Source organism: Flavobacterium salilacus subsp. salilacus, assembly GCF_004634195.1.
Classification (GTDB): Bacteria; Bacteroidota; Bacteroidia; order Flavobacteriales; family Flavobacteriaceae; genus Flavobacterium; species Flavobacterium salilacus.
In genome coordinates this window covers 140145-153588 of sequence record NZ_SKBP01000005.1, presented here as the reverse complement: position 1 = coordinate 153588, position 13444 = coordinate 140145, and the positions used below count along the sequence as shown (strand labels likewise).

The 13444-nt window shown below is 35.4% G+C and carries 15 protein-coding genes; 5 read left to right on the top strand and 10 right to left on the bottom strand.

Annotated features, from left to right (window positions below; translation table 11 throughout):
* Positions 1–31: 31 nt before the first annotated feature.
* Together E0W68_RS08045 and E0W68_RS08040 are read left to right on the top strand one after the other, a co-directional pair.
* The gene (locus E0W68_RS08045) at positions 32–865 is read left to right on the top strand and encodes an OmpA/MotB family protein (protein WP_135218914.1); all 834 of its coding nucleotides are present in this window, start codon (positions 32–34) and stop codon (positions 863–865) included.
* Between the two features lie 295 nt (positions 866–1160).
* Positions 1161–1619, top strand: coding sequence for a PAS domain-containing protein (locus tag E0W68_RS08040; RefSeq protein WP_135218913.1), 459 nt, complete (start codon positions 1161–1163; stop codon positions 1617–1619).
* A gap of 6 nt (positions 1620–1625) precedes the next feature.
* Here the strand turns inward: E0W68_RS08040 and E0W68_RS08035 are convergent, their stop codons facing one another.
* Entirely contained in the window at positions 1626–2090 is a 465-nt protein-coding gene (locus tag E0W68_RS08035) for a hypothetical protein (RefSeq protein ID WP_135218912.1), read from the bottom strand.
* Positions 2091–2443: 353 nt separating this feature from the next.
* On the bottom strand, positions 2444–2938 hold the full coding sequence (locus E0W68_RS08030; RefSeq protein WP_135218911.1) for a DNA-deoxyinosine glycosylase: 495 nt from the start codon (positions 2936–2938) through the stop codon (positions 2444–2446).
* A 178-nt stretch (positions 2939–3116) separates the two neighbouring features.
* On the opposite strand from E0W68_RS08030, the gene E0W68_RS08025 reads away from it, so the two are divergent.
* Positions 3117–3671, top strand: coding sequence for a YciE/YciF ferroxidase family protein (locus tag E0W68_RS08025; protein ID WP_135218910.1), 555 nt, complete (start codon positions 3117–3119; stop codon positions 3669–3671).
* Positions 3672–3744: 73 nt separating this feature from the next.
* Here the strand turns inward: E0W68_RS08025 and sucD are convergent, their stop codons facing one another.
* The 8 genes from sucD to E0W68_RS07985 form a co-directional block, all read right to left on the bottom strand.
* Positions 3745–4617, bottom strand: a complete 873-nt coding sequence (sucD, locus tag E0W68_RS08020) for a succinate--CoA ligase subunit alpha (protein ID WP_135218909.1) — start codon at positions 4615–4617, stop codon at positions 3745–3747.
* Positions 4618–4778: 161 nt separating this feature from the next.
* Positions 4779–5141 (bottom strand): nuclear transport factor 2 family protein, encoded by a 363-nt coding sequence (locus E0W68_RS08015; RefSeq protein WP_135218908.1) that lies wholly within the window; start codon positions 5139–5141, stop codon positions 4779–4781.
* 4 nt (positions 5142–5145) lie between these two features.
* The gene (locus tag E0W68_RS08010; RefSeq protein WP_135218907.1) at positions 5146–6078 is read right to left on the bottom strand and encodes a UDP-3-O-(3-hydroxymyristoyl)glucosamine N-acyltransferase; all 933 of its coding nucleotides are present in this window, start codon (positions 6076–6078) and stop codon (positions 5146–5148) included.
* 23 nt (positions 6079–6101) lie between these two features.
* Positions 6102–6668: an elongation factor P gene (efp, locus tag E0W68_RS08005; RefSeq protein ID WP_135218906.1), complete on the bottom strand. Its 567-nt coding sequence runs from the start codon at positions 6666–6668 to the stop codon at positions 6102–6104.
* Between the two features lie 79 nt (positions 6669–6747).
* Entirely contained in the window at positions 6748–7533 is a 786-nt protein-coding gene (gene lpxA, locus E0W68_RS08000) for an acyl-ACP--UDP-N-acetylglucosamine O-acyltransferase (protein WP_135218905.1), read from the bottom strand.
* A 10-nt stretch (positions 7534–7543) separates the two neighbouring features.
* Positions 7544–8932: a bifunctional UDP-3-O-[3-hydroxymyristoyl] N-acetylglucosamine deacetylase/3-hydroxyacyl-ACP dehydratase gene (locus E0W68_RS07995; protein WP_135218904.1), complete on the bottom strand. Its 1389-nt coding sequence runs from the start codon at positions 8930–8932 to the stop codon at positions 7544–7546.
* Positions 8925–9971: a UDP-3-O-(3-hydroxymyristoyl)glucosamine N-acyltransferase gene (gene lpxD, locus E0W68_RS07990; RefSeq protein ID WP_135218903.1), complete on the bottom strand. Its 1047-nt coding sequence runs from the start codon at positions 9969–9971 to the stop codon at positions 8925–8927. Before lpxD ends, E0W68_RS07995 begins: the two co-directional genes overlap by 8 nt.
* A 23-nt stretch (positions 9972–9994) precedes the next feature.
* The gene (locus tag E0W68_RS07985) at positions 9995–11239 is read right to left on the bottom strand and encodes an HD domain-containing protein (RefSeq protein ID WP_135218902.1); all 1245 of its coding nucleotides are present in this window, start codon (positions 11237–11239) and stop codon (positions 9995–9997) included.
* 187 nt (positions 11240–11426) lie between these two features.
* Between E0W68_RS07985 and porX the strand changes: the two genes are divergently transcribed.
* Both porX and tsaE read left to right on the top strand, forming a co-directional pair.
* Positions 11427–12977: a T9SS response regulator signal transducer PorX gene (porX, locus tag E0W68_RS07980; protein ID WP_135218901.1), complete on the top strand. Its 1551-nt coding sequence runs from the start codon at positions 11427–11429 to the stop codon at positions 12975–12977.
* 14 nt (positions 12978–12991) lie between these two features.
* Complete coding sequence (tsaE, locus tag E0W68_RS07975; protein WP_135218900.1) at positions 12992–13399, top strand: tRNA (adenosine(37)-N6)-threonylcarbamoyltransferase complex ATPase subunit type 1 TsaE; 408 nt, start codon at positions 12992–12994, stop codon at positions 13397–13399.
* Positions 13400–13444: the final 45 nt, after the last annotated feature.

Sequence of the window (13444 nt, the reverse complement as noted above, 5' to 3'; positions counted from 1 at the left end):
TATTTTTGCATTAACTAAAATCCTGAAATTTATGAAAAGAATCATCATCACACTGTCATTGGCAGCACTAACTCTTACTTCTTGCGGGTCTAAGAAGAAAATTGCTGAGTTGGAAAACAAAAACAAGGAAATTCAGGATCTGCTGAATTCCACTACACTTAAGCTTAATACTTGTCTTGCAGAGAAAGATGGTATGGCTGCACGTATTGAAGACCTTAAACTGGCTAATTCAGACCTTAAAGTATCAAAGGATAACTTTGCAACACTTTCTACAAAAGGAGCCGAAACTATTGAAAAGTCGTTGGAAAGTTTAAAAGAGAAAGACCTTAAAATCTCAAGGCTGCAAGATGCACTTACTCGTAAAGATTCTGTTACACTCGCTTTAGTAACAAGTATTAAAAGAGCTGTGGGTGTTAACGACCCGGATATTGAAGTAAATGTTGAAAAAGGAGTAGTGTATATCTCTATCGCTGACAAACTGTTGTTTAAAAGCGGACGATATGAAGTTACTGACAGAGCTAAAGAGATATTAGGTAAAGTAGCTGCTATTGTAAAAGACAAACCAGACTTTGAATGTATGGTAGAAGGACATACAGATAATGTGCCTATTAACAACCCTGTACTTTTAGATAATTGGGATTTGAGCGTTAAGCGTGCTACTGCCATTGTACGAATTTTACAAAACGATTACGGTATTGATCCTAAACGTCTTGTAGCTTCGGGAAGAGGTGAATATATGCCTCTTGAAGATAATACTACTGCTGAGGGAAGAGCAAGAAACAGAAGAACAAGAATACTGGTATTGCCTAAAATCGATCAGTTTTATGATATGATAGAAAAAGAAATGAAAAATCAGAGTAAATAAAACACTGTTGATTCCTAATTTTTAAAAAAGGCTGCTAATCTGGATTAGCAGCCTTTTTTGTGATCTTTTAACATCCTATTATTTAAATAAATACATGTTCAATATAAATAATTTACTGCAATGATGGATGTAATTATTAATCACTTAAAATGTTAATATTTTGCGTTTTTTTAACTATTATGTTTTAATTTTATTCATTTATATGGTTCAATATAAATTTTATGTAAATTTATAGATGATTAATTAAGGTTTATATTTTTTCTCCACAACAAGGATTAATTAAATAACTACTAAAATGGACAAAATAGGATATTTTAGCGATTCGGACAATCCTCAAAAAAATAATGATTGTGTACCAATCATAAAAGAAGAATATTTTTCGAGGCTTATAGAATTTACTCCTGCCATAATATATACTTGCGATACTCAAGGCAGAATAACATATTATAATAAGGCTGCAGCAAACTTTTGGGATGCAACTCCGGAATTAGGAAAAGATTATTATTATACGGGATGGACTTCATATACTATGAATGGAGAACCATTACCCATAGACAAAACGGCTATGGCTATGGCTTTAAAGCATGAAAAATCATTTCGGGAGGAAATGATTATAGAAAATATTCAAGGAAAACGATTTTATGTAGAATGCAATCCTAAACCTATGTTTAACACTTCAGGAAAAATGATTGGATTACTAAATTTATGTGTTGATTTTTCAAAATATCATACAGGGAAAGACAAATTGTACTAAAAGAGGCTATAGCTTATTTTTATAAACTGTTGTCATACTGAATATTTTACCGAAAAACCTATTCAGGCAAGCAAGATCTTCCTCAATTTCTTTTTTAATAACACCATTCTTGAGCATAATATCACCTGCTGTAACTGTTTTTTGTGGTGATAGTGTATATACTAAATTAGATACTGTTATACCATATTTTCCTTCACTTAGTTTTATTTCGAAATCGAAAGATAACTCATTATCCATATAAGATGAACAGCCTTCACAAATGTGCTTTATTTCTGTTCCTTTTCCTTTATATAAAGTACCCGATGCTGAAATAATGTTAAGCCTTGGGTGGCGTTGTATAAGTTCCGGAATATTATTTTGATCTGTAATAATGACATTTTCCCAAACCAAATCATTATCCTTTACATAAAAATTACTTACCTGTGCAAAACAGGAAACAGATAGCAACAGAAAAAATACAAGCTTTTTCATATATGGCACTATAAATATCGATATAACCAAATATAATACAAATTTTGATTGCTTGAGCAATCAAAATTTTAATAAAACAATACTTTTTGTTATAAAGATGTTTATTTAAAATCCACTTAAACACTTGTAAAACAACTGATACATTTTTAATATATGTTTAATATAAAATTAAACTCTATTACCAATAAAATGATGAAATTGCATACGAAAACAAAAAGAGTTTAATTATGAAACTGAAAGCTTTAAAATACAGATTGAAGTATATGGTGCAGGCAAGAATAAGAAACTACAGACAGAGAAAACTGCAAAAATATTTTATGACTTAATAGTCATAATTAACTTAACCGAACACGTTACTGCTTATTAACAAGCGGTAATATTTTAGCCTCCCATACAGCCAGCTTTTTCAAAAATGGCATAGATGCATTTGCCCCACTTGGCGACGGTAATATATCATAAACCAACTCCTCTCTCAATCCTATATATTTGTTATAATACGCATATGCGTTTTTACTGGAAAAAAATACATATTTAACGTTAGGGAACTTTTTGTAAAAAATATTGAAATCGTTAGGTTGTTCATTCTTAATTTTACTGTCTAAACTCCCCTCTCGCTCGCAATATTGCAATACATCCCACAGAGCAATATCATAATTCTTCAGTAAATTTTTTCTTAATTCATAATCAGTAGTAAACGGCTGTCTAAAGAGCGTAAACAATATTTTCCAGAACTGATTACCCCTATTTCCATAATACTGTTGTAACCCCAATGACTTTTCGCCCGGCATAGTACCCAGAATAAGAATTTTAGACTCGGGGAAAATTATAGGGTCAAAAGCCTTTTTCATAATAAAAATACAATTAAAATTGAGTATATAAGAAATGTACTATACTATAAGTTAAATAATCCTTAGAGCGACATTTTTTTATGATTTGGTTAATATGCAACCTTTTACACATTGATTAGTTTTGATAGTGAGCTCGATAAAAATCGAAATTTTTAACTAATCAAAAATAATAAACATTATGGGAACAGAAACAAAAACAACAAAAAGCGCAACGAAAGTAAAAGCAAAATCAAGTGCTGCAGAAGGTCTTAAAGAATTATATATTGATTCTTTAAAGGATATTTACTGGGCAGAAAAAGCTTTGCTAAAGACATTGCCCACAATTGCTAAAAATGCAACTACAAAAAGTCTTGTAAAAGCTATTAATGATCATACTAAAGAAACGGAAGGTCATATTACCCGATTGGAAAAAGTATTTGAATTGATAGGTGAAAAAGCTTCGGGTAAAAAATGTGAGGCAATGGCAGGGCTTCTTGAAGAAGGTGAAGACATTATGAAAGAAACAAAATCAGGTGCGGTTCGGGATGCCGGAATAATTGCCGCTGCTCAAAAAATAGAGCATTACGAAATTGCGACTTACGGTACTCTATGCACTTTTGCAAAAACACTGGGACAGGACGAAGCTGCAAAACTTTTACATGAAACACTGAAAGAAGAAAAAGCTGCTGACCAAACACTTACAGACAGTGCTTATAATGATATTAACTTTGAAGCAATGGCTGAAAAAGAATAGTAGCAAGGTTTCAAAACTGAAAAGGCTGCCAATGGGCAGCCTTTTTGTATATAATAAAGAAATTAGGAATAAACTATCCTAAAACTTCTTTTACTTTTTTACCAATTTCAGCAGGAGAATCTACAACGTGTATTCCGTTTTCTCTCATAATGCGTTTTTTAGCCTCAGCAGTATCATCTGCACCACCCACAATAGCACCGGCATGCCCCATGGTACGTCCTTTAGGAGCAGTTTCTCCGGCAATAAAACCGACAACAGGTTTTCTGTTACCATCTGCTTTTATCCATTTAGCAGCATCAGCCTCAAGCTGACCGCCTATTTCTCCTATCATAACGATACACTTGGTTTCAGGGTCGTTCATCAATAGCTCAACCGCTTCTTTAGTAGTAGTACCAATAATTGGGTCGCCACCTATACCTATAGCTGTTGTAATTCCTAAACCTTGTTTTACAACCTGGTCGGCAGCCTCATAAGTTAATGTTCCTGATTTAGAAACAATACCTACCGTACCTTTTTTGAAAACAAAACCGGGCATGATACCTACTTTGGCTTCCTCCGGAGTAATTACACCCGGACAGTTAGGACCTATCAGTCGGCAATCTTTATCTTTAATATAGTCATAAGCTTTAATCATATCAGCAACCGGAATACCTTCGGTAATAGTTATAATTACTTTGATACCGGCTTCAGCCGCTTCCATAATTGCATCAGCAGCAAATGCAGGCGGAACAAATATAATGGTTGTATCTGCACCCGCTTCTTCCACTGCTTCTTTAACAGTATTAAATACAGGACGATCTAAATGGGTTGTACCGCCTTTACCAGGTGTTACACCACCTACTACATTGGTGCCATATTCAATCATTTGGGTAGCGTGAAAGGTACCTTCGCTTCCTGTAAATCCCTGAACAATTATTTTGGAATTTTTGTTAACTAAAACACTCATGGATATATTTTTTAAATTATTTATAATAGCAATGCAAAAATAGTTTTTTACTTAAAATATATAAAGCTTTTTTTCATATTTGTATATCAAATTTGCAAAAAAAAGCTGCTTAAAAATTTTAAACAGCAAAGTTGAATATATTATTATAGACTTTTTTAAAGTTAGTCCAACTGACTCATCAAATAACCTCTGTAGAGTTTGTTATCTTTTATTTCCCAAACAGCCACAAAATGTCCTAATATAACCTCTTCATCAGGATTTTCAAAAGCGTGTACATAATGCGTGTAGCGCGCACAGGCTTTATTACCATCGGCAATGATATGCCCGATATCCAGCCGATATGAAGAATATGCCTTTTTCAGTCCTGATATAAGTTCTAAGATATCAATTTTATTTAACTGTAAAAATCCTTTAGAACTCCGCCATTCCATTACTATATCGCTATGTATAAAGCGGTCTGCTACTTCAGGATTACCAAAAGCATTCGATTTATAATATGCCGTTACTAACTCTTTTGCATCCATGCTTTTAACCTTTTAGTTTTTCCAAAATATCAGGAATGCGTTTTATGTTTGCTAACTGTTTCATTTTATCCCTTGCTTCTTCGGCAGGAGAACCAAAATATGTTTTACCGCCATCCAGTGATTTACCGATACCGGATTGTGCCAGTACTATAGCTTTAGCACCTATAGTAATTCCGCTTGCCATACCTACCTGTCCCCATATCGTTACTTCGTCTTCTATAATAACACATCCAGCAATTCCGGTTTGTGCAGCAATAAGGCATTTTTTACCTATTACAGTATCATGCCCTACGTGTACCTGATTGTCTATTTTAGTACCTTCGCCAATAGTTGTATCACCTGTAACACCTTTATCTATGGTGCATAAAGCACCTATACCTACATTGTTATGGATTACTACTCTGCCTCCTGATAATAATTGGTCGAAACCTTCAGGGCGTTTTTTATAATAAAAAGCATCAGCTCCCAGCACTGTACCGGCATGTATTATTACATTATCGCCAATAACTGTACCATCATATATAGAAACGTTAGCGTGTATCAAGCAATTTTTACCTATGGTAACATTATTACCAACAAAAGTGTTGGGTTGTATTACAGTTCCCTCTCCTATTTTAGCGGAAGGCGAAATAGAAACATTAGAGGATTGAAATGGTTGAAAATGGCGTGTTAGCGTATTAAAATCCCTGAATGGGTCGTCAGAAATAAGTAAAGCCTTGCCTTCAGGACAATCAACCTCTTTATTTATTAAAACTATTGTTGCTGCTGACTGTAATGCTTTATCATAATATTTAGGATGATCTACAAAAACAATATCGCCCGCTTCTACAACATGAATTTCATTCATACCGTGTACAGGAAAATCAGCATCGCCAATATATTCACTACCGATAATCTCGGCAATATCCTTTAAAGCATAAGTTTTCGGGAACTTCATACTCGTTCTCTATATAAATTATATTACTCCTTTACGCGCTCTTGGTAAGCTCCGGTAGCAGTATCAATTTTAATTTTATCTCCTTCGTTTATAAATAAAGGTACATTTACAGATGCTCCTGTTTCTACGGTTGCAGGTTTGGTAGCATTAGTTGCCGTGTTACCTTTTACACCCGGTTCTGCATAAGTAACCTCAAGTACTACCGATGCCGGCATATCTACAGAAAGTGGTAAATCAGTTTCGGTATTAACTATTACCATTACTACTTCTCCTTCTTTTAATAAATCCGGAGCATCAAGAATATCTCTTAGTAATGATATTTGCTCATACGTTTCAGTATGCATAAAATGATATTGATCTCCTTCAGGATATAAAAACTGATATTTATGTGTTTCTACCCTTACATCTTCTATTTTATGTCCTGCAGAAAATGTATTATCCAACACTTTTCCGTTTGTAAGGCTTTTAAGTTTTGTTCTCACAAATGCAGGTCCTTTACCCGGCTTAACGTGAAGAAATTCTATAATTTTATAAATATCGTGGTTATACTTAATGCATAAACCATTCCTGATGTCTGATGTACTTGCCATTATCTTATTATATTGTATTTATATTTTGTTTGCATATAGCTTATCTCGATAATTTAATCACCACAAGATAGTCAATTTTTTAATAAATCCCTGTATAACCTTTCATTACACCACGCGAAGAATTACGGATAAATAATATTATCTCATCACGCTCAGGAGTTGCCTCCATTTCGGCTTCAATAATACTCAATGCTTGGGTGGTATTATAATTCTTTTGATACAGGATTCTGTAAATATCTTGTACTTCTCTTATTTTTTCGGGAGAAAATCCTCGCCTTCTCAATCCGATAGAGTTTATACCAACATATGAAAGGGGTTCTTTTGCCGCTTTGGTATATGGCGGAACATCTTTTCTTACCAGCGAACCACCGGATATCATGGCATGATCGCCAATGCTTATAAATTGATGTACTGCCGCAAGACCGCCTATAATGGCAAAATTGCCTACAGTGACATGACCGGCAAGTGCTACGCCGTTTACTATAATTGCATTATCGCCAATATGGCAATCGTGTGCTATGTGGGCAGTAGCCATTACCAAACAGTTTTTACCCAACTTGGTAACACCGGATGCTACAGTACCTCTATTTATTGTAACACACTCACGTATAGTACAGTTATCTCCTATTATTGCAAGTGAATCTTCACCTCCAAATTTCAGATCCTGCGGTACAGCAGAGATTACCGCTCCGGGAAAAATGTTACAATTTTTCCCAATTCTGGCACCCTCCATTATAGTAACGTTAGAGCCTATCCAAGTGCCCTCGCCTATCTCCACATTATTATGTATTGTGGTAAAAGGTTCTATTACTACATTCTTAGCGATTTTTGCGCCGGGATGTACATATGCTAATGGTTGATTCATATGATTCTTTTTAGCTGTTTTTGACAATTTGCGCCATTAATTCGGCTTCAGCAACCAGCTTGCCATTGGCATAAGCATTGGCTTGCATATGGCAAATACCTCTCCTTATAGGAGAAATAAGGTCGCACTTAAATACAAGCGTATCGCCCGGCAATACTTTTTGTTTGAACTTTACATTGTCAATTTTCATAAAATAAGTAAGGTAATTTTCAGGATCCGGAACAGAGCTTAATATTAATATTCCGCCCGTTTGTGCCATTGCCTCTACAATGAGTACTCCCGGCATAACGGGAGCACCGGGGAAATGCCCGACAAAGAAACTTTCGTTCATCGTAACATTTTTTAACCCAACTACATGGTTTTCTGACATTTCGAGTATTTTATCTACCAGCAAGAACGGTGGTCGGTGCGGCAGCATACTCATTATTTTGTTAACATCCATCAATGGTTCTTTGTGCAGGTCATACACAGGAACTTGATTGCGTTGTTCTATTTTTATAATTTTTAATAATTTTTTCGCAAACTGAGTATTTACAAAATGACCGGGCTTGTTTGCTATAACTTTACCTTTTATCCTCATACCCACAAGTGCTAAGTCGCCTATTACATCTAGTAGCTTGTGGCGTGCAGCCTCGTTAGGGTAATGAAGTGTAAGGTTATCGAGTATTCCATTGGGTTTAATAGCAATACTGTCTTTACCAAAAGCCACTTTAAGGTTTTCCATTGTTTCCGAAGATATTTCTTTATCTACATACACAATGGCATTGTTAAGATCGCCTCCTTTAATAAGTCCGTTATTTAGTAGCGCTTCAAGCTCATGAAGAAAACTAAAAGTACGAGAGTCAGCAATTTCAGTTTTAAAGTCGTTAATATTCTTTAATGTCGCATTTTGAGTACCTAATACTTTAGTACCAAAATCTACCATAGCAGTTACTTGGTAGTCATCAGCAGGCATTACAATAATTTCGCTTCCTGTAGCCTCGTCAGTATAAGATATTACCTCTTTTACAACATATATTTGTCTTTCAGCATCCTGCTCTACTACACCAACTTTTTCTATAGCTTCAACAAAATACTTAGAAGAACCATCCATAATAGGAGGCTCGGAGGCATCAAGCTCAATAATTACATTATCTACATTGCAGCCAACAAATGCTGCAAGTACATGCTCTGATGTTTGTATTTTTACCCCTTTTTTCTCAAGATTAGTACCACGTTGGGTGTTTACTACATAACTGGCATCTGCCTCTACAATAGGTTGACCTTCTAAATCTACCCTTACAAAAGTATATCCGTTGTCAACAGGAGCCGGCTTAAAGGTCATCGTGACTTCTTTACCGGTGTGGAGACCTACTCCTTTTAATGAAATTTCATTTTTGATGGTGGTCTGCTTAACCATTATCTGATGTTTTAGTTTTGTTGTTTAGATTTTCTTTAAGGTCGTTTATATCTGCCACTATTTTGGGCAAGTTCCTGAAATGAACATATGACTTATTAAAATCGGCATAAGCCAGAGCCGGCGTTCCTTGAATGGTTTCACCATCCGCAATGTTTCTTCCTACCCCAGATTGGGCTTGTATGCGTACGCCGTTGCCAATAGTAATATGCCCCACAATACCTACCTGACCGCCTATAATACAGTTACGCCCTATTTTGGTAGAGCCTGCTATACCGGTTTGTGATGCAATTACGGTATTTTCTCCTATAACAACATTATGGGCTATTTGTATCTGATTATCCAGTTTTACTCCATTTTTTATTATGGTTGAGCCTAATGTAGCCCTGTCTATAGTAGTACCCGCACCCACATCTACATTATCTTCCAGTATAACGTTGCCTATTTGCGGCACTTTGCTATATACTCCTTCTTCATTTGGTGCAAAGCCGAAACCGTCCGAACCTATTATAGCTCCTGAATGTATGGTACAATTATTACCTATCTCTGTTTCCGAGTAAATGCGCACTCCGGCAAATAGTATGGTGTTATCGCCAATGTTTACATTATCTCCCACAAAACTGTTAGGGTATATCTTTACGTTATTACCAATTTTTACATTTTTACCTATATAACAAAAACTACCAAGATACAGGTTTTCTCCATATATTACATTATCGCCAATTACAGACGGCTGCTCTATTCCTGATTTCATCAATTTTACCTGATTATAATATTCAAGTAGTTTAGAAAACGATTTATAAGCATCATCTACTTTTATCAAAGTAGTTTTTATAAAAGCTTCCGGCTCAAAAGATTTATTAACGATAGCTATAGTAGCCTCGGTAGAATATATGTATTGTTGATACTTAGGGTTTGCTAAAAAAGTAAGTGAACCTTGAGTCCCTTCTTCTATTTTTGATAGCTTATATACTTCGGCATTTGGGTTACCTACGACCTCTCCCTCCAGTAGTCCCGCTATTTGTTCTGCTGTAAATTTCATCCCGACAAAAATATAAAATTATATTAAATCACTGCTTTTTCCAAAAGTACTTTTGGAAAACATATATAATATTTTGTAACCGGCTTAGTTAATGCCTTTAAATTCAACTGATCTGATGCTTCTGCCACTTCTTCAACCGTGCCGTCTTTCTTTAATATATGTATAGGTTCGCCCGACTTGTTATAAGCTTGATTTTTTATTTTCCCTTTAAAAACAAAATATTCTGCCTCCTTTTCACTAATGCTATACCTACTCATTAATTCGGCTTTCATAACGTCAACCATTTTTTTGTCTATCTTTTCAGGATATAATCTTATTTTTAGCAAATCTCTGTTAATAATCATCCTGCTCAGTTCGCTTAGTACAAAATCGTCATGATATTGCCACTCTTTTATGGCACTTATAATATCAAAATCATCAAGCCTTGAAAAAGTTTGTAATACATCTTCATTAAAATCATCCAAACCTATCTTTTGCTGAAGGAAAAACTGTAGCGGTTTGCTGCATAACAAAACTTCTCCCTGCTGGGTTAGCTCTTTGGCTCGCTTTAAAATTCGGGTTAGTATAAACTCTGCCGCTATACTTGTTTTGTGCAGGTATGCCTGCCAGTACATCAGCCGGCGTGCTACCAAAAACTTCTCTACAGAGTAAATGCCTTTCTCCTCTATTACCAGCATATCGTCTTTTACATTCATCATTTGTATCAACCTTTCCGAATTGATATTTCCTTCGGCAACGCCACTGTAAAAACTATCACGCTTCAGGTAGTCCATCCTGTCCATATCCATTTGGCTCGATATAAGCTGTAACATAAACTTACGATGGTATTCTCCTTTAAATATTTGTATTGCTAATGACAGTTTACCGGCAAACTCATTATTAAGTTTATCCATAAACAGCAGCGAAATGGCTTCGTGGTTTACGTCTTCTACAATACTATGCTCCATAGCATGCGAAAATGGTCCGTGTCCTATATCGTGCAATAATATGGCTATGCACAAAGCATTTTCTTCTTCTTCAGAAATTTTCACTCCTTTAAATTGAAGTACCTGAATGGTTTTTTGCATGATGTGCATACAACCCAATGCATGATGAAAACGGGTATGGTGCGCACCGGGATATACCAGATATGACATGCCCATTTGTGAAATGCGACGCAAGCGCTGAAAATATGGATGTTGGATAAGATCGTAAACCAGTGGATTTGTTATGGATATAAACCCGTATATAGGGTCGTTTAATATTTTAAGCTTATTAATTTCGCTCACAGTAAGGGTAATTTTTTAACAAATATAGTAAACATAGTGTTTTGTTTAAACGAACTCATGTTTTTCTGAGTAAAAGCTATTCAGTATAACAATTTCATTTAAGTATTTTTATACAATAATTAAGATAAAAATCGTTAATTACCTTTAACTTGCAACATTAATTTACGAACGAAAATTCACTCATAAAATGAATGAAATAAATATACTTTGGGTTGACGATGAAATAGATATGCTGAAACCCCACATACTCTTCCTTGAAAAGAAAAATTATAAAGTAACTACTGCTAATAATGGGCAAGATGCCATAGATCTTTTTAAAGAGGAAAATTTTGATATTGTATTCCTTGATGAGAATATGCCGGGACTTAGCGGGCTGGAAACATTATCGGAAATAAAAGAGCTGAAATCATCTGTTCCGGTAATTATGATTACCAAAAGTGAGGAAGAGTACATAATGGAAGAGGCTATTGGTTCTAAAATAGCCGACTACCTTATAAAACCTGTAAACCCGAACCAAATATTACTGAGTCTTAAAAAGAATTTAGACAACTCGCGGTTGGTATCGGAAAAAACAACGCTTGATTACCAAAAAGAGTTCCGAAAAATAGCTATGGATATGGCTATGGTAAACAGTTGGGAAGACTGGATAGATATGTATAAACGACTGGTGTTTTGGGAGATGGAGCTCGAAACGATTGAAGACCAGAGTATGGTAGAGATATTGGAATCGCAGAAACATGAAGCCAACTCACAATTTGGTAAATTTATAGAGCGAAACTATGCCGACTGGTATAAACCCAATGCTGATAAACCTATACTGTCGCATAACCTTTTCCGCGAACTGGTAGTGCCTGAAATTGTAAAAAAACAACCTATACTTTTTGTAGTTATAGATAACCTGAGGTATGACCAGTGGAAAGCTTTTCAGAGCGTGGTAGCCAACCACTATAAACTGGAAAAAGAATCAGCCTACTACTCTATTTTACCTACGGCTACACAATATGCACGTAATGCAATATTCTCCGGGCTTACGCCTTTAGAGATGGAGAAAAAGCTGCCTCAATATTGGAAAAATGATGTTGAAGATGGTGGCAAAAACCTGTATGAAGCCGAGTTTCTTACAGAGCATTTAAAACGACTTGGGCTTAATATAAAACAGGAATATTACAAAATAACCAACTTTAAAGATGGTAAAAAGCTGGTAGATAACTTTAAAGGGCTTAAAGATAACGACCTCACTACAGTAGTATATAACTTTGTAGATATGCTGTCGCACGCCAAAACCGAAATGGAAGTAGTAAAAGAGCTTGCCAGTAACGATAAGGCATACCGCTCGCTTACACTAAGCTGGTTTAAAAACTCCCCATTACTCGAAATGATACAACAGGCACAGCTAATGGGCTTTAAACTGATACTTACTACCGATCATGGTACTATAAATGTAAAAAATCCGAGCAAAGTAATTGGCGACAGGAATACGAGCCTTAACCTGCGTTATAAAACAGGACGCAGCCTGACTTTTGAAGATAAAGACGTATATCATATAAAAGACCCTAAGAGTGTGCAACTGCCTACTATAAACATGAGCAGCTCTTATATATTTGCAAAAAATGATTTGTTTCTGGCTTATGTAAACAATTTTAATCATTACGTAAGTTATTACAGGAATACGTACCAACATGGCGGTATATCGCTGGAAGAAATGATTATTCCGTTTTTAGTATTTAATCCAAAATAACAGGCTCATAATATATGGAAATCACTTTCTCTTTAGAGGAAATAGATGATGCGGCAAATCAAATGCTTGCAAATGGATTGAAAAAAATAGTTGTTTTTCACGCGCCTATGGGTGCAGGCAAAACCACACTTATTAAAGCCATTGCCCGGCAAATGGGGGTTACCGGCATTACCTCCAGTCCTACATTCTCATTAGTAAATGAATATGAAACAGCAGAAGGTAATCCGCTATACCACTTTGATTTGTACAGGCTTAATAGTGAAGAAGAGGCTTATGATATGGGTATAGATGAGTATTTTTATTCCGGTAATATGTGCCTGATAGAGTGGCCTGAAAAAACTCCGAACCTTATACCGTTAGACCACTCCTCTATTACGATTAAACAATTAGCCGATGGCAGACGTCATGTAGTTTTGAAATAATTTTTGCATCCATTTTATTTTTGTAAATTAGAGCCAATTATCACG

Bases quoted from the DNA above. Each gene is read 5' to 3' on its own strand.
- E0W68_RS08030 (WP_135218911.1), bottom strand. From the start codon at position 2,938: ATGAAAAAGGCTTTTGACCCTATAATTTTCCCCGAGTCTAAAATTCTT.
- efp (WP_135218906.1), bottom strand. From the start codon at position 6,668: ATGGCAAGTACATCAGACATCAGGAATGGTTTATGCATTAAGTATAAC.
- E0W68_RS08015 (WP_135218908.1), bottom strand. From the start codon at position 5,141: ATGGATGCAAAAGAGTTAGTAACGGCATATTATAAATCGAATGCTTTT.
- E0W68_RS08040 (WP_135218913.1), top strand. From the start codon at position 1,161: ATGGACAAAATAGGATATTTTAGCGATTCGGACAATCCTCAAAAAAAT.
- sucD (WP_135218909.1), bottom strand. From the start codon at position 4,617: ATGAGTGTTTTAGTTAACAAAAATTCCAAAATAATTGTTCAGGGATTT.
- E0W68_RS08045 (WP_135218914.1), top strand. From the start codon at position 32: ATGAAAAGAATCATCATCACACTGTCATTGGCAGCACTAACTCTTACT.
- E0W68_RS08035 (WP_135218912.1), bottom strand. From the start codon at position 2,090: ATGAAAAAGCTTGTATTTTTTCTGTTGCTATCTGTTTCCTGTTTTGCA.
- porX (WP_135218901.1), top strand. From the start codon at position 11,427: ATGAATGAAATAAATATACTTTGGGTTGACGATGAAATAGATATGCTG.
- E0W68_RS07995 (WP_135218904.1), bottom strand. From the start codon at position 8,932: ATGGTTAAGCAGACCACCATCAAAAATGAAATTTCATTAAAAGGAGTA.
- E0W68_RS08010 (WP_135218907.1), bottom strand. From the start codon at position 6,078: ATGAAGTTCCCGAAAACTTATGCTTTAAAGGATATTGCCGAGATTATC.
- lpxA (WP_135218905.1), bottom strand. From the start codon at position 7,533: ATGAATCAACCATTAGCATATGTACATCCCGGCGCAAAAATCGCTAAG.
- E0W68_RS08025 (WP_135218910.1), top strand. From the start codon at position 3,117: ATGGGAACAGAAACAAAAACAACAAAAAGCGCAACGAAAGTAAAAGCA.
- lpxD (WP_135218903.1), bottom strand. From the start codon at position 9,971: ATGAAATTTACAGCAGAACAAATAGCGGGACTACTGGAGGGAGAGGTC.
- tsaE (WP_135218900.1), top strand. From the start codon at position 12,992: ATGGAAATCACTTTCTCTTTAGAGGAAATAGATGATGCGGCAAATCAA.